This window comes from Plantactinospora mayteni (genome assembly GCF_016862935.1).
Lineage (GTDB): Bacteria > Actinomycetota > Actinomycetes > Mycobacteriales > Micromonosporaceae > Plantactinospora > Plantactinospora mayteni.
On the sequence record NZ_BONX01000002.1, the window covers coordinates 167,315 to 185,796 of the forward strand.

Consider the following 18,482-nt stretch of genomic DNA (forward strand, 5'->3'; position numbering starts at 1 on the left):
CCGTCCCCTGACCCGGCGTACCCGATCGATCGGGCGCGTCGGAGCCCGCCCGGACCTTTCGTCCACAACGGATCGGGGATGTCCGGCCACCCGTCCCGGCCGCGACCGCGAGCGTCGGCAGCACAGAGGAGGCCACCGTGACCAACCACCTCTCCCGACGGGACGCCCTGCGCCTGGGCGCGCTGGCGACCGCCGCACCCGCCGCCGCGTCGGTCGTCCCGGCCCCGGCCGCCGCAGCGCCGCCGCCCGCTGGCACCGGGACCGGCGGCCACCCCGGACCGGTCCCCCGGCCCGGCTGGGTCGCGGAGAACTGGGTGGTCAAGCCGTTCGCCCTCAACCAGGTGGCGCTGCGCGACGGGATCTTCCAGCAGAAGCGCGACCGGATGCTCAACTACGCGCGGAACTATCCGGGCACCGGCGGCGTCCTCGACGGCCCCGACCGGATGCTGCACCTGTTCCGGGCCAACGCCGGACTGCCCGCCCCCGGCACCTGGCCCGGCGGCTGGGACACCCCGAACCACCTGCTCCGGGGCCACTTCACCGGGCACTACCTGACGATGCTGGCGCAGTGCTACGCCGACACCGGCGAGGAGATCTTCCGCCAGAAGCTCGACTACCTGGTGACCGAGCTGGGCACGTGCCAGCGGGAACTGGACCGGCGCAACCCCGGCCGGGTCGCCGGCCGCTCCGGGCGGGCCGTCCGGCTCGGCGACCCGCACCCCAACCAGTACGTGCTGATGCCGGCCGGCATCCTCGACGGCGTCACCGACCTCACGGTCGCCACCTGGGTGAACCTGGCGACCGCGCAGGCCGCCGCCCGGATCTTCAGTTTCGGCGCCGGACCGCAGTCCTACCTGTCGCTGACCGCCCGGATCGCGGCCGGCGGCGGCCCGAGGTTCGCGATCACCACCGGCGGCAGCGGCAGCGAGCAACGGGTCGACGCCACCGTGCCCGTCCCGGTCGGCGAGTGGGCGCACCTGGCGGTCACCCTCTCCACCGCCGATGCCACCGCCCGGATCTACCTCGACGGCACCGAGGTCGGCGCCGGGCCGGTGACGCTCGGCCCGGCCAGTCTCGGCCGGACCACCGCCAACTGGATCGGCCGCTCCCCCGCCACCAACGATCCGCTGCTCAACGCGACAGTGGACGACCTTCAGATCTACGACCGGGCACTGAGCGGGGACGAGGTCCACGCGCTCGCCGCCCCGGACGGGTCGCCGGCCACTACTCCGCTGGCGTGGTACCGGTTCGAGGAGGACGGCGAGACCGCCGCCGACCACTCCGGCCACGGGTACGCCGGCACGATCGTCGGCACCGCCCACCCCGGTTTCCTGGCCGCGTTCCCGGAGGGCCAGTTCAGCCGCCTCGAACCGCCGACCTTCCAGCCGAACAACGGGCCGAACGCCGTCTGGGCGGTCTGGTACACCTGCCACAAGATCATGCGCGGCCTGCTGAACGCGTACCAGTTGGCCGGCAACGAGGAGGCGCTGGGGATCGTCCTGCGGATGGGCGACTGGGTGCACAGTCGACTCAGCCGGCTCAGCCGGGCCGACCTGGACCGGATGTGGGACATCTACAGCGCCGGTGAGGCCGGCTCGATGAACGAGGTGATGGCCGAACTCTCCGCCCTCGCCCCCGACCGCGAGCGGCGCAGACGATACCTCGACACGGCGAAGGCGTTCACCTTCAGCACCCTCTTCGCCGCCTCGCTGGCCGAGCGCGACGAACTCAGCGGCCGGCACGCCAACCAGTACATGGCGCCGAACATCGGCTATCTGCGGATCTTCGAGCGGACCGGCGAGCGGGACTACCAGCGGGCGGCCCGGAACTTCTGGTCCATGGTGGTGCCGCACCGCATCTTCAGCAACGGCGGCGCCGGGCAGAGCGAGCACTTCCGGGCGCGCGGCATCATCACCTCCGGGTTCACCTCCGGCAACGACCCCCGGCACGCCGAGACCTGCTGCGCCTACAACATGCTCCGGCTGACCCGGAACCTCTTCTTCCACGACCCGGACCCGGCGTACATGGACTACTACGAGAAGGCGCTGCACAACCAGATCCTCAGCTCCCGGCGGGACGTCGACAGCGTCACCAGCACCGAGGTCACCTACCACCAGAACATGTGGCCCGGCCGGTCCCGGCGGATCGGCAACGTCGTGGAATACAGCCGGTACGGCGGCAACGGAAGCTGCTGCAACGGCACCGGCCTGGAGAGCCACACCAAATACCAGGAGTCGATCTACTTCCGCTCGGCCGACGACTCGGCGCTCTACGTCAACCTCTTCATCGCCTCGGTGCTGAGCTGGCCGGAGCGGGGCTTCGTGATCAGCCAGGAGACGGCCTATCCGACCGAGGGCACCAGTACGCTCCGGTTCGACCGTGGGCACGGCCGGCTCAAGGTCAGGCTGCGGGTGCCGTCCTGGGCCGGCCCCGACCACACGGTACGGGTCAACGGGGTTCGGCAGCGGGTCAAGGCCGTACCCGGCAGCTATCTCACCCTGGACCGGCGGTGGCGCGAGGGCGACCGGATCGACATCTCGATGCCGCTGCGCTTCCGGGTGGAGAAGGCCCTCGACGACAGGTCCGTGCAGTCCATCATGTACGGCCCGACCCTGATGGTCGTCCGGGACGCCACCCCCAGCTACCGCGAGTTCACCTTCTTTCCCACCGTCAAGTTGGACGGCGACCTCGGCAGGACGATCCAGCCCACCGAGACACCGATGCACTTCAGCACCCACGGCTACCTGCTGGCCCCGTACTACGTCTCCGACCCGGTGCCGGGCGAGTTCAACGCCTACCACCCGTACGTCCGGCGGGTCGAGCCGGAGGTGGTGTTCGGGTCGGTCGGCACCGGCGTACCCAACGACGGGCTGCGCGACGCCGACGGCGAGACCTTCCTCGACCGGGTCTGGGCGGCGGCACCGTTCGAACGGCACGGAGACTTCCTCCGTACCGTCGAGGAGGTCTCGGACGAGTGGCTGGCGGCCGGCCGGCACACCGCCGAGCAACGCCGGACCATCCTCGTCGCGGCGGCCCGGTCCCGCCCGGACCTGGAGCCCTGACCTGCCGCAGGCCGCCCGTCGGCGAGGACAAGCGTCGGACTGGGCGTGACGCTGCCCGTGTCACGCCCGGTCGCCGCCCCGACGGTCGAGGTGACCCGGCACCTCCTCAACCAGCGTTGTCGGGCGGTCCAGGGTCCGGCACCGCCAGCCGGCCACGGTACGAGTCGATCAGCGCCCGACCGCGCGGGTCGTCGGCACCCAGCAACTCCACGGTCGCCTCGGTGACCCGGTGCAGCAGTTCCGCCCGGGCGGCCCGGACGGTGGCCAGGATCTCCTCGGCCATCCGGGCGGCGGGCTGCTGCCGGGTCCGCTCGTCCAGCCGGAGGTCGACCAGCGCGCCGGTCGAGTCGAGCGTCGCCTCGACCAGCCCGTCGGCGCCGCACGCCGTCACCCGCAGCCCGGCCAGTCGGCGGGACAGCTCACCGGTCCGCTCCGCCCGGTCGGCGAACGACGCCTGCCAGGCGTCGACCCGTTGCTGCGCCGCGTCGAGTTCCGCCCCGTTTTCCCACATGTCGGCATCCTCCCTGCCCACCCGGGTAACCACCGACAAGTCTGCCCCGTACGGCGTACCAGACCGGGTCGAGGCCGGGCTGCCCGTCGACCGCCCCAACCGGCGAACCGCTCCGAGAGACAGCCCCTAGCTAGTAGCTGGAGAACCGCTTTGCGAGGCCCCGGTGCCGCTGCCCGACCTGGCTGGCCTGGTCGCTGGTGATGGTGCTGCCCGCCATCCGGCTCAACCGCTCGACCCGGCCGGCGAAATGCAGGTGCTCGCGGTGGGCATGTTCGCGGCAGGGCAGGCAGGTGACGCTCTCCGGGCGGGCAGAGGTCATCGCGTACGGCACCTCGAGTCCGCAACCGGTGGAGACGACAGCGGGTGCGTCGGTCACCAGCCCGAACGCCGAGGCCATCACGTCGCGGAGGCCGGCGCTCGCCTGCACCACCTGCCGATCGACGTGGATGTGCGGATCGATCTCGCTCATCTACGCCCACGCCTCCCTCCGGGTGTGCCGGAAACAGGCTAATCCGTCGGCAACTCCCGCCGGCGCGGCCCGCTGGACCACATCCCGCCGGGACGACAGGGGCGCCGGGCAGCCGACCGTGCGGGGTCGGATGAAGCCGTCGTGAAACACCCGGGTGGTTCGGTGGGTGGCAGCCGCCCCGGCGGACCACCGCCGACCGGGGTCGGGATCCGTCAGGCCGGCACGGCTCGTCCGGCCGCTGCGGCCCGAGCCGTCGAGGAGAGGAAACCGCATGCGTATCGAGTCCACCGTCGCCGCACTCACCCTCGGCGCCGCCTCGCTGGTCGCGGCCGTCGTCCCCGGTACGCCCGCGCTGGCGGCCCCCGCCGCGACCTGCCCCGACAACGGTTGGAGCATCAGGGACGGCGGCACGGGCTATCTCTTCGCCGCCTCCGGCGTGAACATCCGCACCGGTCCGAGCACCGACTGCACCTCGGTCGGGCTCGGCTACCCCAGCCACCTGGTACGGCTGGACTGCCAGAAGGCCGGCTGGTCGCACATCTACAACCACACCACCGGCCGGCTCGGCTGGGTCCGCAACGACATGCTCACCAACCTGCCGCTGCGCACCTGCTGAACCCGCCGAGCCCTCGGAGAGTGCGCTGCCCAGGCGACGCGTCGATCGCGAGCACGCCTGGGCAGCGGAACCGGTGTCGGTCGGTCGGGCTGGTCAGGCGGCCGGGACGTACTTCTCCAGGTCGTCGAGGATCTTGCCGGCGGCGGTGACGCCGATCCCGGTCATCCAGGTCTCGTCGGCGACCACGTACGCCTTGCCGGCCTGCACCGCCGTGAGGTTCTTCCAGAGGCTGCCGCCGGTCACCTTCGCCTGCTCGGCGGCGGCCTTCTCGCCGAACGCGGTGACGAAGATGATGTCCCCGTCGACCTCGGCGATCCGCTCCGGGCTCACCTTGTCGAACCGCTTGTCCTCCTTGCCGGCCAGCAGTTGGCGCTCCGGCCGCCCCAGCCCGACGTCACCGAGGACGAGGCCGGAGAAGGACTCCGGACCGTACACCCGGATCTCGGTGGGGCGGAAGCGGACGATCGAGATCTTCCGGGCGGCGGCGTCGCCGAGCGTGGCGCCGAGGTCCTTGGCCCGCTTCTCGTACCCGGCGAGCAGGTCCTTGGCCTCCTGCTCCTTGCCGAGCGCCTGCCCGTCGAGGAGGAAGTTCTCCTTCCAGGTGATCCCGACCCGCTCGGTGAAGACCGTCGGGGCGATCGCGGACAACTCGTCGTAGAACTTCTCCTGGCGGAATTTGCTGCCCAGGATCAGGTCCGGCTGGAGCGCGGTGATCGCCTCCAGGTCCGGCTCGGTGAGCAGCCCGACCTGCTTGATCCCGGCGACCTTCTCCGCACCGAAGTACGACGGCCAGCCGGCCACCTCGCCGGCCTGCGCGGCGCCGATAGGCACGACACCGAGCGAGAGGGCGGTGTCGATCTTGTCGGAGTCGAGTACCACGACCCGCTTCGGCTGCGCCGGCACCTCGGTACTGCCCATCGCGTGGGTGATGGTCCGGGTGTCTCCGCCGGCCCCCTCGCCGGCCACCGGATCGCTGCTGGTGCAGCCGGTCAGGCCGGCGCCGAGGGCGGCGACGGTGAGCAGGATCAGGACTGTGCGGCGCATGAGGAACCTTTCTCCAGGGACAGCGTGCCGAGGGCCGGGACGACCAGCGGTGCCCCGGTCACCGGGCAGGGCACGACGACGCAGTCGAGCCCGAACACGTCGCGGACCAGGTCCGCGGTGAGAATCTGCCGGGGCGGCCCGGCCGCGACCACCGCGCCGTCCCGCATCGCGACCAGGTGGTCGGCGTACCGGGCGGCCTGGTTGAGGTCGTGCAGGACGGCGACGACGGTACGGCCACGTTCGGTACGCAGCCGGTGCAGCAGGTCAAGCACCTCCACCTGGTGCGCCAGGTCGAGGAAGGTGGTCGGCTCGTCGAGCAGCAGTGCTTCGGTGTCCTGGGCCAGCGTCATGGCGATCCAGACCCGCTGCCGCTGCCCGCCGGAGAGGGTGTCGACGGGCCGCTCGGCCAGCGCCGCGACGTCGGCCAGCACCATCGCCTCGCGGACCGCGACCTCGTCCTCCGGCGACCACTGCCGCCACCACCGCTGGTACGGCTGCCGCCCCCGGCCGACCAGGTCGGCCACGGTCACCCCCTCGGGCACCAGCGGGCTCTGCGGGAGTACGCCCAGCCGGCGGGCGACGGCACGGGTCGGCAGGTCCCGGATCGCCTCCCCGTCCAGCAGTACGGTGCCCCGGCGCGGGGTGAGCAGCCGGGCCATGGTGCGCAGCAGGGTCGACTTGCCGCAGGCGTTCGGCCCGACGATGACGGTGAACGCGTCGGACGGCAACTCCAGGTCGAGCCCGTCGATGACGGTCCGGTCCTCGTACCCGACCGCGAGATCGCGTGTGGAGAGCATCTAGGAGACCTTCCGTCGGCCACGGATCAGCAGGTAGATCAGGTACGGCCCGCCTAGCGCGGCGGTGAGTACCCCGGCCGGAAGCTGGGTGGGGGCGAAGAGTCGGCGGCCGGCGAGGTCGGCCAGGACGACCAGCAGGGCCCCGACCAGGGCGGCGCAGAGCAGTGGCGGCCGTTCGGCCCGGACCAGCCGGCGGGCCATCTGCGGGGCGGCGAGGGCGACGAAGTCCACCGCGCCGACCTGGGCGGTGACCATCGCGGCGGCCAGTACCCCGGTGGTGGCCAGGCCGATCCGGCGGGCGACCGGACGCAGCCCGATCCCCCGGGCCGTGTCGTCGTCGAGCGCGCTGCCGTTCAGCGCCCAGCCGGCCCAGAGCAGCACCGGCAGCAGCACCAGCAGGGTCGCCCCGAGGTACGCCGTCTCCCGCCAGCCCTTGCCGGCCAGCGTGCCGACCAGCCAGAGCTGCGCCCGGATCCCGTCGATCGGGTCCGCCGACAGCATCACCACCTCGGTCAGTGCCCGCAGCGCGACCGCGACGGCGACCCCGGCCAGCACGAACCGCTGCGCGGCCAGCCCGTGCCGCAGGCCGAGCAGCAGCACCGCGACCGCCGCGAGGAGGCCACCGGCGAGCGCGGCCGGTGCGATCAGCGCGGCGCTCACCCCGGTGGTCAGCGCCACGGTGGCGGCGAGTCCGGCCCCCTGACTGACGCCGACGACGTCGGGGCTGGCCAGCGGGTTGCGGGCGACGCTCTGGATCAGTGTGCCGGCGATGCCGAAGACCGCCCCGACCGCCACCGCCAGTACCACCCGGGGCAACCGCAGTTCGAGTACGACGAGGTCGTACCGGGTACCGGTGCCGGTGAGCGACCGGAGCACGTCCTGCGGGGCGACGTACGGGGTGCCGAGGGAGAGCGCCAGCACCACGGCGGCGGCGAGCAGCATGACCAGTACGCCGCCGACCAGCAGCGGCCGGTGGCGTACGACCAGTCGGGTGGGGCCGAGCCGGAGCCGGGTCCGGCCGGTCGCCGACGCCGAGAGCAGTTCGCTTTGCGCGGTCACGCGGTCACCACCCGGGCCCGGCGGATCAGCAGGACCAGCAGTGGTGCCCCCAGCAGCGCGGTGACGATGCCGGCCGGTACCTCGCCGGGCGGCGCGACCAGCCGGCCGATGATGTCGGCGGCGAGCAGCAGCGCCGGCCCGAGCAGCGCGGCCACCGCGAGGGTCCAGCGATGGTCGGCGCCGACCAGGGCCCGGGCCAGGTGCGGCACGGCGAGCCCGATGAACGCGATCGGCCCGGCCGCCGCGACCGCCGCCCCGATCAGGAGTACCGCGCCCGCTCCCCCGGCGGCCCGGACCAGCCCGACCCGGTGCCCGAGGCCACGGGCGACGTCGTCGCCGAGGGCGAGCGCGTCCAGCCCACGGGCGGCGAAGACGGCCAGCAGGATGCCGGCCAGTACGAAGGGTGCGACCTGCCCGGCGACCGCCGCGTCCCGCCCGGTCAGGCCGCCGACGACCCAGAACCGGTACTCCTCGAAGGTGCGGGCGTCGGCGGTGAGCAGGGCGATGACGATCGCGCCGAGGCTGGCGTCCAGTGCGACGCCGACCAGCGCCAGGGTCACCGGACTGGCACCCTCGCGGGCCCGGTTGGCGATGCCGAAGACGAGCAGGCCGGCGAGGAGGGCCCCGACGACCCCGAACCAGACGTACCCGGCCAGCGTGCCGACCCCGAACACCGCGATCGCCAGCACCACGCCGAGGGACGCGCCGGCGCTGACCCCGAGGATCCGGGGCTCGGCCAGCGGGTTGCGGGTCAGCGCCTGGAGGAGTACCCCGGCCAGCGCCAGCGCGGGACCCACCACGAGGCCGAGCAGGGTACGCGGCACCCGCAGCTCCCGGACGATGGTGCTCGCCTCGCCGCCGTCCGGTGCGACCAGCGCGCGCCATACCTCGCTGGGTGCAAGCGGCTTGCTACCGAGCGCGAGACTGGCCAGTACCGCCAGCACCAGGAGTACGGCCACCGCGCCGGTGACCGCCGCCCGCCGGCCGACCCGGCGGCGCGGCCCGGCTCCGGGCCTGGTCACCTCGGCCGCTACCGTCGTCACGATCTTTCCCCGTACCCCTCGAATTAGGTTCGGCTAACCTTACGGCCGACGATTCGCCGCACCTAACCGGGATGACGGATCTCACCGCCGCGACCTGGGCAGGAGTCCGGGAGCGGACACCGAGGCCCGGCCCGCGAACTGACTGCAACGATGAAATCGTCCACCGCGACGAGGACGCGTCTCGCTCGAGGCCGACCGGGACAGCCCGCCGCACGGCGACACCCACCGTCGTGGCGACACCCATGGAACGACGGCAAGCCGGCAACAGCGGTCGCTTCGAACGGCGGTCGGGCGGCAGTCTGGTCAGGTGGTGCTACGCGTCGTCGCGACCGAGGATCGGCGGCGGGGCGTCGGCCTCGCCACTCCACTCCAGCTTCCCGTCGGCGGACCACGCAGTGCCGTCGGCCGCCAGCCGCGGATCGATGATCGGGTAGCCGTCGGCGGGCCGACCCGCCAGCCCGGCAGCGCCGGCCGCGCCCATCATCGGCACCCCTCCGGCAGCCGCGGCCCCACCCTGGCCCGCGGCACCGGAACTGGATCGGCCCTCGGTTCCGGCAGCGCGGGTGATCAGGTGGCTGCCGAGCCCGGCCAGCGCCGGCCCGGCACCGCTCAGCGAACTGGCCGGCTGCGGTGACGCCGAGGGCGCGGCGGCGGCCAGTGCACCGACGCCACCCGGTGCCTCGCCGAAGGCCCCGGCACCGGCGAGCGCGGTGGTGCTGGCCGGCACCTCCGGAGCGAGCTGCGACGGATCGGGGTCGGTGACCGCCGGAGGAAGGCGGAGGTCACCGACCAGGCCACCGACCACCGGCAGGTCGCTCGGTGCGACCGGGATCGTCGCCGGCCAGCTCCGGTGGTCGGTGACCGCGTACTCGGCGGCCAGCCGGGCAACCAGCACCGAAACCCGTTCCCGCGCCTTGACGCGCTCCTCTTCGGACATGACATGACCGAAGAACGTCTCGTCGTGCCGCCCCCGGGACGCCTCCGGCCGGTCGGGTTCGACCTGACGCTGAGTCTCGGCGAGCGAGCCGGCCATCACGGCGAGCCCGGTACGCATCGCCGCCGCCTCCTCGGCCAGCTTCGCGGCATAGCTGATGATGAGACCCAGCCGGTAGTGGAACTCCCGACTGCCCGGCCCGGTCCAGGTCGGTAGCACCCGGGCGAGGTCGTCGCGCAGCGCGGTCGCGACCGACCCGACCGCCTCCTCGACCGTGTGCCAGGTGTCGGCGACGCTGTCGACCTGTACCGGGAGGCCCGCCATCAACTGGCGGTAGAGCTCCTCGTGGGTCTGCTGCCGATAGCGCTCGTGGTAGTCGTCAACCATTGCGTCGGCCACCATGCAGAGCCTCACTCACCGCGCCCACGGCGCCTGCGATCTGTTGGGCATTCGTCCGGCTGAGCTCGTCGACGTCTCGGTAACTCTCGATGATCTGGGTGGTGGCCGACTGCGCCACCGCCAGTGCGGTGACCAACCGGCGCAGCCGGGCAACGTACTCGTCGTGCAGCTCCTGGTGCCGGTCGGCGGTCCGCTGCGCGTCGTGGAACCCGCCCAGCGCGGGCCGGTCGCTGCCGGGAGCGGTGGTGAGCGCGGTCAGCGCCGCGAACGCGGCCTCGACGCGGGGCTGGAGCCTCTGCTGAAAGTCCTGCAACGACAGGAGATCGACGGCGAACTCATCCGCGGCCATCGCACCCTTCCCAACACCCCGAAACGAAGGATGGTCCAAAGTCCAGCAACCGCCACGCAAGGTCTACCACTACCCACGGTGCCCGGGAGCCGTCCGTATAGTATCGCGCCTCGTGGAGGTTACCGAGGCCCAGTCTCGCCTTCCGGGCACCCGCGAGGGCGCCGCAGGCACCGTCCTGTTCCGCCGTCCGCCCCGCCAGCCGTCACCACCGCTGCCCCGAGGCGAACTCGTCCTGGAGGCGCCGCCGGAGCTGTCGGAGCCGCTTCCCCGCAGCCTGCTCCAGGTGCTGATGCTGGTGCCGATGGTGGCGGGCGTCGCCGCGATGGCGATCCTCTACTCCGGCCGGGGCGGCGGCGTACTCACCTATGTGGTCGGTGGCCTGTTCGGGCTCTCCATGCTGGGCATGGCGGCCACCTCGATGGGCGGCGGGCACGGCAACAGCCGCGCCGAGGTGGACGTGCAGCGCCGTGACTACCTGCGCTACCTCACCCAGGCCCGGCGGAAGGCACGCAACGCGGCCGCACAGCAGCGCACCGCGCTGCTGTGGCGCCATCCGGCGCCGGCCGCGCTCTGGTCGGTCGGCGCGTCCCGGCGGATGTGGGAGCGGCGGAGCACCGACGACGACTTCGCCGAGATACGGGTCGCGGCGGGGACCCAGAAGCTCTCCGTGGCGATCCTGCCGCCGGAGACCAGGCCGGTCGAGGATCTGGAACCGTTGACCGCGATCGCGTTGCGCCGCTTCGTCCGGGCCCAGTCCGTGGTGCCGGACCTGCCGCTGGCGATCCAGCTCCGCTCGTTCAGCCGGCTGGTGCTGCGCGGTGACCGGGATCCGGTGCTGGGCCTCGCCCGGGCGCTCCTCTGCCAACTCGCGACGTTCCACTCGCCGGACGACGTCCGGATCGCGGTGGTGGCGGCGGCGCCGCGGCGGCCGGACTGGGACTGGGTCAAGTGGCTGCCGCACGCCCAGGACGACCGGATCACCGACGGCGCCGGGGCGACCAGACTCGTCTTCGAGTCGATGACCGCGCTGGAGGAGGCGTTCCGCGAGGAGTTCACCACCCGCCCGCGACACTCCCCGGACGCCAGGCCGTTGACCACGGCGCCGCACGTGCTCGTCGTCCTCGACGGCGGTGAGGTGCCGGCCACCTCCCAGGTTCACGGCGCGGGCGTACTGGGCAGCACCGTGCTGGATCTGTCCGGGATGGTCCCCCGCGACGCCGGCCGCTGGCTGCTCTGCCTCGACGTCGCCCCGGACGCCCTGTCGGCCGACCGGGGCGACCGGACCCTGACGCTCGGCGTCCCGGACCGGCTCACCGTCGAGGAGGCGACCGGGCTGGCCCGCCAGCTCGCGCCGTACCGGCTCTCCCGGCACGTGGAGACCGAGGAGGCCACGGCACGGGTCACCGAGCTGCCCGAGCTGCTCGGCTTCGGCGACGCCGGCGCGGTCGACCCGGCCCGGAGCTGGCGACCCCGCCCCGAGCGGGACCGGCTGCGCATCCCGCTCGGCATCGGCGTCGACGGCTCGGTGGTGGAGCTGGACTTCAAGGAGGCCGCACAGGACGGTATGGGCCCACACGGGCTGATCATCGGCGCCACCGGTTCGGGCAAGAGCGAGCTGCTCCGGACCATCGTGGTCTCGCTCGCGGTCACCCACTCCTCCGCAGAGCTGAACCTCGTCCTGGTCGACTTCAAGGGCGGTGCCACCTTCGCCTCCCTGGACGTGCTGCCGCACACCAGTGCGGTGATCACGAACCTGGCCGACGAACTGGCCATGGTGGACCGGATGGAGGACGCCGTCGCGGGCGAGCTGGTCCGCCGGCAGGAACTGCTGCGGGCCGCCGGCAACTACGTCTCCCGGTACGAGTACGAGAAGGCCCGCCGCGCCGGTGAACCGCTCGCCCCGCTGCCCAGCCTGCTGATCATCTGCGACGAGTTCAGCGAGCTGCTGGCGGCCAAGCCCGACTTCATCGACCTCTTCGTGACGATCGGCCGGCTCGGCCGCTCGCTCGGGGTGCACCTGCTGCTGGCCAGCCAGCGCCTGGAGGAGGGGCGGCTGCGCGGGCTGGACGGCCACCTGTCGTACCGGATCGGTCTGCGGACGTTCTCGGCGATGGAGAGCCGGGTGGTGCTCGGCGTGGCCGACGCGTACGAGCTGCCGAACGCGCCCGGACACGGCTACCTGAAGGCCGGCACTGCAACCATGCTGCGCTTCCGGGCCGCGTACGTCTCCGGCCCGTACCGCGCGGCCGTGGTGACCGGCCCCCGGGCCCAGGCCCTGGTACGCCGCCGGATCGCCCTGTACGGCACCTGGTACGCGCCGATCCCTCCCGAACTGCCGGCCGAGTCCGAGGAGCCGGCGGGGGCGGCCGGTGAGTCCACCGAGGCGGGGCGGCAGACCACGATGCTCGACGTGATCGTGGACCGGCTGCGGCAGGGCCCGCCGGCACACCAGGTCTGGCTGCCCCCGCTGGACGTCGCGCCGAGCCTGGACGCGCTGCTCGGCGAGCCGGTCGTCGACGAGCGCCGGGGCCTGGTCGCCGCCACCTGGCCCGGCGTCGGGCGGCTCGTCGTGCCCGTCGGTATCGAGGACCGCCCCTACGAGCAACGCCGCGACGCGCTCCTGGTGGACCTGGCAGGGGCCGGCGGCAACGTGGTGATCGTCGGCCGCCCCCGGACCGGCAAGAGCACGCTGCTCCGATCCATGCTGTGTGCGCTGGCGCTCACCCACAGCCCGCGCGAGGTGCAGTTCTTCTGTCTCGACTTCGGTGGCGGCGCGCTGCGGTCGCTGGAAGGGCTTCCGCATCTGTCCGGGGTGGCCGTACGCCGCGACATCGAGGCGATCCGACGTACGGTCGCGGAGGTCCGGGTGCTGCTCGACGAGCGCGAGGCGCGCTTCGCCGAACTCGGCATCGAGTCGATCGACGCGTACCGGGCGCGCCGGGCCAGCGGTGAGATCACCGACGATCCGTTCGGGGACGTCTTCCTCGTCGTCGACGGCTGGGGCACGGTACGGGAGGAGTTCGACGAGCAGGAGGAGATCATCACGCGGCTCGCCGCCCGCTGTCTCGGGTTCGGCATCCACATCGTGCTCACCGCCACCCGGTGGTCCGAGGTCAGGTACAACGTCCGGGAGCTGTTCGGCACCCGGCTCGAACTGCGGCTGGGCGACCCGACCGACTCCGAGATCGACCGGCGGGCCGCCGAGAACGTACCCGAGAACACGCCGGGTCGCGGCGTCACCCGCGACAAGTTGCAGTTCCTCGCCGCCGTGCCCCGCGTCGACGGCCGAGAAGGCGACGCGGAGCTGCCCGCCGGCACCGCTGATCTGGTACGGCGTGCCCAGGCCGGGTGGCGGCACGAGCCGGCGCCGAAGCTCCGGCTGCTGCCCCGGATGCTGCCGGTGGCGCGGCTGCACGAGGTCGTCGACCCGGCCGCGCCGGGAATTCCGATCGGGCTGAACGAGACCTATCTCGCCCCGGTGCAGTTGGCCTTCGAGGCCGAGCCGCATCTCATCGTGCTCGGCGACGCCCAGTGCGGCAAGACGAACCTGCTCCGGCTGATCGCCAGGACGATCGTGGAACGCCACCCGCCGGGCGAGGCGAAGCTGGTGATCGTCGACTACCGGCGTACCCTGCTGGGCACGGTCGAGGGAGAGCACCTGCTCGACTACACGCCGTCCGCTCAGACCACGACGGCGATGGTGGGCGGCATACACCAGGCGTTGACCGCGCGGCTGCCCGGCCCGGACGTGACGACCGAGCAACTGCGTAACCGTTCCTGGTGGACCGGTCCGGAGATCTACATTCTGGTCGACGACTACGACATGGTCGCCAGCAGCAGTGGTAATCCGCTTAACGGGCTGGTTGACCTGCTGTCGCCCGCCAGGGACATCGGGCTGCACCTGATCCTGGCCCGCCGGTGCGGTGGGGTCGGGCGATCGATGTACGAGCCGATTCTCCAGCAGCTCACCGACTTGAACACACCGGGGCTGCTGATGTCCGGCAATCCCGACGAGGGCGCGGTGCTCGGACACGTACGCCCCAGCCAGCAGCCACCGGGGCGCGGCACCCTCGTCCGGCGCAGCGACGGCGTCAACCTGGTGCAGACCGCATGGCTTGATCCACAATGAGCGGCCACGAACGGCGTACGGCGCAAGCGGTGTGGAAACATCCGGTTACGGCTTCGCATATCGCCAATGTGGACGGCGCGCACCGTCGCGGCTATCGGCTAGCCTGACCGAGTGGGAGACGCCGACGAGATGGCGTCCCGACCTCTGCCTAGTTTCCGGAGGGTAGCGTGGCGCAGCAATTCACCCACGAAGAGGGTAACGCCCGGCAGGCCGCACAGCTCGTGGATCAGGCCCGTGGCGCGATCGAGTTCCAGGTCAAGAACATCGACCAGACGGTGCAGCAGCTCAGGGCGAAAGGCTGGGAGGGCGATTCGGCAAACAAGTTCTACGAGGTCGCCCAGGAAATGGTCGCCGGCGCCCGCCGCCTCCAGAACAAGATGGACGAGATGCGGGGCGGCCTGGAGGACGTGAACCGCACGTACGCCGAGGCGACCGACATCATGACCGACTCCGTCAACAACATCAACGTCTACAACATCGCGTAGTCGCTACTCGCCGGGCAGCCACCCGGTCGGTGGGCGATCCGACCCGGCGACATCCACGCGGATGACCCAACGGTTCGAGCGGAGGAAGTCATGAGCAACCAGATCCGTATGGTCCACAGCGAAGCCCACGCTGCGGCCGAGGCGCTCAAGAAGCACGGCACCATCATCGAGACCACCACCAAGGACTTCGTGGGTGAGCTGGCGAAACTCCCGTGGGAGAGTGACGCCCGGACCGAGTTCGATGCCTGGAAGCTCCAGATGGAGCAACTGTGGACCGATTTCCACCAGGTGGTGCTGAAGGCGGGCACGGTGGTCGTGGATGCGAGCACCGCCCTCCAGGACGCCGACCGTCGGGCCGCCTCGGTGATGGGAAACAGCGGCCGCTGATCGATCGTTCCGCGCTCGGCAGCACGATGGACGGTGCCGAGCGCGGAACGCCCGGAGCACCGCCGTCAGGCGATGACCCCTGGCGGCGTAGACCGGTCCGGGCCGAACGTCTCCGCAGGCTCGTTCGTGAGCCACTCGTTGTTCGCCGTCTGTTGGTCTCCCTGCGGCCCGAGACCCGGGGCGCCCATCATCGGCATCATTCCCTGCATCGCCCCCATCCCGGCCGCTCCGCCGCCGACGGCGGGGGTGGCGAGGCGCCGGTCACGGGCGGCTGCGGCGGCCGCCATCACCCCCTCCGGCAGGGTCACCGCCGGCCCTATCGGCGGCAGCTTGCCGCCACCCAGCCCACCGAGGCCGGCAGCGCCGCCGCCGATCCCGCCACCCAGCCCGCCACCCAGGCCCGGGCCGCCGATCCCGCCGCCGGAGCCGAGATCGCTGCCGACCCCGGCGAGACCGAACTTCGAGTCGTCTGGATCGAAGCCGCTGTCCGGGTCGATATCCGGGAGCGGGTCGGGGCTGTAGCCAGGATCCGTGCTCGGATCGGTGACGCCCGGCGTGGCGACCGGCGGTGTCTCCGGTGTCGTGGTGGGTGTCGTCGTGGTGGGCGTCGTCGTGGCAGCCGTTGCGGCCTGCTGCTGGGCCTGCGAATTCTGCGCCGTCTGCTGGGCCGTGCCCGGCTGCTTGCCGGTGGCCTTGTCCGCGCCGGCTCCCCTGCCCGAGCCGTTTCTCGCCGCGCTCTGCGCCGAGTCCGCGCCGGGCACGGCCGCCCTGGTGCCGCTCTCCGGGAAGTGGGTCATCGCACTGCCGTAGCCCTGGCGCAGCACCCGGTACGCCTGTTGGGCCTGCTCCTCGTGGTTCCGGATGAACTCCTCGACGTCCTTCCTGAGCTCGTTGGCGATCGGGTAGCCGCCGGAGACCCACCGCTCCAGGCCCTGCCAGAACGACCCCGGCGCCACCTCCACGAAGACGCCACCCTGGTCGAAGCTCTGCCGCTCCGCCTGTACGGTCTCGTACATCCAACTGGGGATGGGGATCGTCCGGACCGCCTGTCGCAGGTAGGCGGCGGTCTCGTTCAGCCCGTGGACGATGGTGCGGTGCCGCTCACTCGTCACCGCCAATGCGCGGATCAACGCCCCGAGGTGCGCCCGGAAGGCGTCGGCTCCGCCACCCTTCCAGTCGGTGGTCTTTGCCGAGAGATCGGCTAGCCGGTCGCGCAGCGTGTCGATCTGGGTGAACGCGGCGGTCCATCGCTGCTCCGCCTCGGCCACCATGGCGTAGTTACTCGCGATGGTGACCCAGCTGACGATCTCTTCCCAACTCGGTGCCGGCTTCGACACGGGGTGCCCTCCTCAGCGCGGAAGTCGCTTGAGAACGTCGGCCGCGGCGAGCCGGTTGCGTTCCTCCACGGTGTCGTAGAGTTTCGCGATCGCCGCGACCGCCTGCGCGGTGTCCCGCAGGCAGCTCTCCAGATCAGCGAGGTTGCCCGCGACCGCGTCGTGCGTACGCCGTAGACGCCGCACGAGACCGTCCATCTCGGGATGGTTCACCTCGTCGATGTTGAAGCTGCCGAGGGCGCTGTGCCGGTGCTGGCCACCTGAATCGACCACCTCGTGCGCCGACTGGACCGTCTGCCGCACGTGTGGAATCTGGTCCTGGAGGACCCGGAGGTACTCGCTGACCCGCTCCAGGTGAGCGACGTCGACCTGCAACTCGCCGACCTGACGCATCGCCGTGTCGAAGCCGGGCTGGCCAGCCGCCATCAGCCGATCACCCCGTCCGGCGCGTCGCCCGGGTGCCATGAATCGCCATCCTCGACCAGCCAGCCTGTGGCCTCGTGCTCGTCGGGCTCACCGGCACTGGCATGACCACCGAAGCCACCGACGCCCATCATGGGCACACCGGCACCGGCGACCGCCCGGCCGGCTCCAGCCGACGTGCCGGCCCCCGGGGCGCCGATCCCGGCCATGCCGACGCCGACCCCGGCGGCACCACCCTGCATGGTCGCGGCGGAGTTGCCGGCCGGCGCCCCGCTCAGGCTCACCCCGGCCAGGCTGGCGCCCGCGCCACCGAGGGGACCGCCCGCCCCGGCCAGGGCGGTCGCGCCCGGCAGACCGGCATCGGCGGTGATGACCGGCTCGGCGACGGCGGGAAGCGTCGTCGGCATCTGGCCGATGCCGGGGCTGATCGGTGTCGGAAGGGTCGGTGTCGGGAGGATCGGTGCCGGCTGGACACCTGGCACGGTCGGCAGCGACGTGGTCGCCGCGCCGGACTGCTTCGTGAACAGGCTGGTGAGGTAGTCGGTGGCCAGCTTCACCAGCGCCGCGGTGAGCTGTGTGTCCAACGTCGACGCCTGCGTGGTGGTGGCTTGGATCTGCGCCGTGTACTGCGCCGCTCTCGCCTGGTACATCGCCCACTTGGCGGCGCCACCGTGCGACCAGGTGGCCACGCAGTGCGCCCGCTGGGCCGGGCCGGGGACCACCTGTCCGGTCGGCAGCACCTGATAGCCGCTCGCGGTCGCGCTGGCGACGATCGCGTCGAGCTGTGTCTTCGTGGTCTGCAACTGGGTGCCGCTGGTCTTGGTGGTCAACTGGGCCTGCGCGACCGCGCCGATGACCTGCTGCAACGCGTTCAACGCGATGGTACGGCGATCCTGTTGGGCGGTGCCGGTCGCGCCGACCAGGTTCGGCAGTGTGGACGCGGTGCCGAAGTTGGTCGTGGTGTTGGTCATGCTGTTGACGAAGGACTGGACAACGGGGGTGAGAAGTGAACTGATCACGGCCGGGTTCGACAGTTGCAGGCCCATGAAGGTCACCGTGCCCATCACGCCACCCCCGGTCCCGAGCCCAGTCGGGGGTCGAAGTGCAGCGCCGCGGCCCGCTGCCGCTGCTCCAGGTCGACCTCCTCGAAGTGCTGCGCCGCCTGCCGGACCTGCACCGCCTGCGTGTCCAGCTCGTCGGCGACGGTCCGGATCGCGGCCGAGACGACGGCGGTGTAGAAGTGAGACATCGTGCTGAAGCTGGGCAAACCCGCGTTGCCCGCCACTGTGCCCTCGACCGCGCCGATGATCGGTGTGAAGGAGCCACGATAGTCATCGGCGAGGCTCGCGATCCGGGTGGCCGCCGTCTGCAGCTCCGGCAGGTCTGCCCGGAACTCGGGCCCGCCGACAGAGCCGGAACCATCCAAAGTGCTCAACGCCAT

General features: G+C 72.0%; 17 protein-coding genes. 5 read left to right on the plus strand and 12 right to left on the minus strand.

The window, feature by feature from the left end:
• Nucleotides 1–137 precede the first annotated feature (137 nt).
• Complete coding sequence (locus tag Pma05_RS01165; RefSeq protein WP_203855337.1) at nt 138–3,062, plus strand: beta-L-arabinofuranosidase domain-containing protein; 2,925 nt, start codon at nt 138–140, stop codon at nt 3,060–3,062.
• A 106-nt stretch (nt 3,063–3,168) separates the two neighbouring features.
• Here the strand turns inward: Pma05_RS01165 and Pma05_RS01170 are convergent, their stop codons facing one another.
• On the minus strand, nt 3,169–3,573 hold the full coding sequence (locus Pma05_RS01170) for a YbaB/EbfC family nucleoid-associated protein (RefSeq protein ID WP_203855338.1): 405 nt from the start codon (nt 3,571–3,573) through the stop codon (nt 3,169–3,171).
• 130 nt (nt 3,574–3,703) lie between these two features.
• A complete protein-coding gene (locus Pma05_RS01175; protein WP_203855339.1) occupies nt 3,704–4,042 on the minus strand; it encodes a hypothetical protein in 339 nt (112 codons plus the stop codon).
• A gap of 271 nt (nt 4,043–4,313) precedes the next feature.
• Between Pma05_RS01175 and Pma05_RS01180 the strand changes: the two genes are divergently transcribed.
• Nucleotides 4,314–4,658, plus strand: coding sequence for an SH3 domain-containing protein (locus Pma05_RS01180; RefSeq protein WP_203855340.1), 345 nt, complete (start codon nt 4,314–4,316; stop codon nt 4,656–4,658).
• Between the two features lie 93 nt (nt 4,659–4,751).
• Here Pma05_RS01180 and Pma05_RS01185 read toward each other — a convergent pair whose 3' ends face one another.
• The 6 genes from Pma05_RS01185 to Pma05_RS01210 all read right to left on the minus strand — a co-directional run bounded on the left by Pma05_RS01185 (nt 4,752) and on the right by Pma05_RS01210 (nt 10,283).
• On the minus strand, nt 4,752–5,702 hold the full coding sequence (locus tag Pma05_RS01185; RefSeq protein ID WP_203855341.1) for an ABC transporter substrate-binding protein: 951 nt from the start codon (nt 5,700–5,702) through the stop codon (nt 4,752–4,754).
• Nucleotides 5,684–6,499, minus strand: a complete 816-nt coding sequence (locus tag Pma05_RS01190; RefSeq protein ID WP_203855342.1) for an ABC transporter ATP-binding protein — start codon at nt 6,497–6,499, stop codon at nt 5,684–5,686. The genes Pma05_RS01185 and Pma05_RS01190 overlap by 19 nt, the downstream gene beginning before the upstream one ends.
• The gene (locus Pma05_RS01195) at nt 6,500–7,558 is read right to left on the minus strand and encodes a FecCD family ABC transporter permease (RefSeq protein ID WP_239311482.1); all 1,059 of its coding nucleotides are present in this window, start codon (nt 7,556–7,558) and stop codon (nt 6,500–6,502) included. It abuts the gene before it with no gap.
• Nucleotides 7,555–8,601 carry a FecCD family ABC transporter permease gene (locus Pma05_RS01200; protein ID WP_203855343.1) on the minus strand — a complete coding sequence of 349 codons (1,047 nt, stop codon included), beginning with the start codon at nt 8,599–8,601 and terminating at the stop codon, nt 7,555–7,557. Before Pma05_RS01200 ends, Pma05_RS01195 begins: the two co-directional genes overlap by 4 nt.
• 313 nt (nt 8,602–8,914) lie before the next feature.
• Nucleotides 8,915–9,937 (minus strand): hypothetical protein, encoded by a 1,023-nt coding sequence (locus tag Pma05_RS01205; protein ID WP_203855344.1) that lies wholly within the window; start codon nt 9,935–9,937, stop codon nt 8,915–8,917.
• A complete protein-coding gene (locus Pma05_RS01210) occupies nt 9,915–10,283 on the minus strand; it encodes a hypothetical protein (protein ID WP_203855345.1) in 369 nt (122 codons plus the stop codon). The genes Pma05_RS01205 and Pma05_RS01210 overlap by 23 nt, the downstream gene beginning before the upstream one ends.
• Before the next feature lie 112 nt (nt 10,284–10,395).
• Here Pma05_RS01210 and eccCa point away from each other — a divergent pair, with 112 nt between their 5' ends.
• From eccCa to Pma05_RS01225, 3 genes are all read left to right on the plus strand, one after another.
• Entirely contained in the window at nt 10,396–14,412 is a 4,017-nt protein-coding gene (gene eccCa, locus Pma05_RS01215) for a type VII secretion protein EccCa (RefSeq protein ID WP_203855346.1), read from the plus strand.
• A 167-nt stretch (nt 14,413–14,579) separates the two neighbouring features.
• On the plus strand, nt 14,580–14,897 hold the full coding sequence (locus tag Pma05_RS01220) for a WXG100 family type VII secretion target (protein WP_203855347.1): 318 nt from the start codon (nt 14,580–14,582) through the stop codon (nt 14,895–14,897).
• A 90-nt stretch (nt 14,898–14,987) separates the two neighbouring features.
• Nucleotides 14,988–15,284 (plus strand): WXG100 family type VII secretion target, encoded by a 297-nt coding sequence (locus tag Pma05_RS01225; RefSeq protein ID WP_203855348.1) that lies wholly within the window; start codon nt 14,988–14,990, stop codon nt 15,282–15,284.
• Between the two features lie 65 nt (nt 15,285–15,349).
• On the opposite strand, the gene Pma05_RS01230 is transcribed toward Pma05_RS01225, so the two are convergent.
• Genes Pma05_RS01230 through Pma05_RS01245 form a run of 4 tightly spaced genes read right to left on the minus strand, consistent with a single transcriptional unit; the run spans nt 15,350 to nt 18,482 of the window.
• The gene (locus Pma05_RS01230) at nt 15,350–16,621 is read right to left on the minus strand and encodes a hypothetical protein (RefSeq protein WP_203855349.1); all 1,272 of its coding nucleotides are present in this window, start codon (nt 16,619–16,621) and stop codon (nt 15,350–15,352) included.
• 12 nt (nt 16,622–16,633) lie between these two features.
• Nucleotides 16,634–17,044, minus strand: coding sequence for a hypothetical protein (locus Pma05_RS01235; RefSeq protein ID WP_203855350.1), 411 nt, complete (start codon nt 17,042–17,044; stop codon nt 16,634–16,636).
• Complete coding sequence (locus tag Pma05_RS01240; protein WP_203855351.1) at nt 17,044–18,105, minus strand: hypothetical protein; 1,062 nt, start codon at nt 18,103–18,105, stop codon at nt 17,044–17,046. Before Pma05_RS01240 ends, Pma05_RS01235 begins: the two co-directional genes overlap by 1 nt.
• The gene (locus Pma05_RS01245; RefSeq protein ID WP_203855352.1) at nt 18,105–18,482 is read right to left on the minus strand and encodes a hypothetical protein; all 378 of its coding nucleotides are present in this window, start codon (nt 18,480–18,482) and stop codon (nt 18,105–18,107) included. The genes Pma05_RS01240 and Pma05_RS01245 overlap by 1 nt, the downstream gene beginning before the upstream one ends.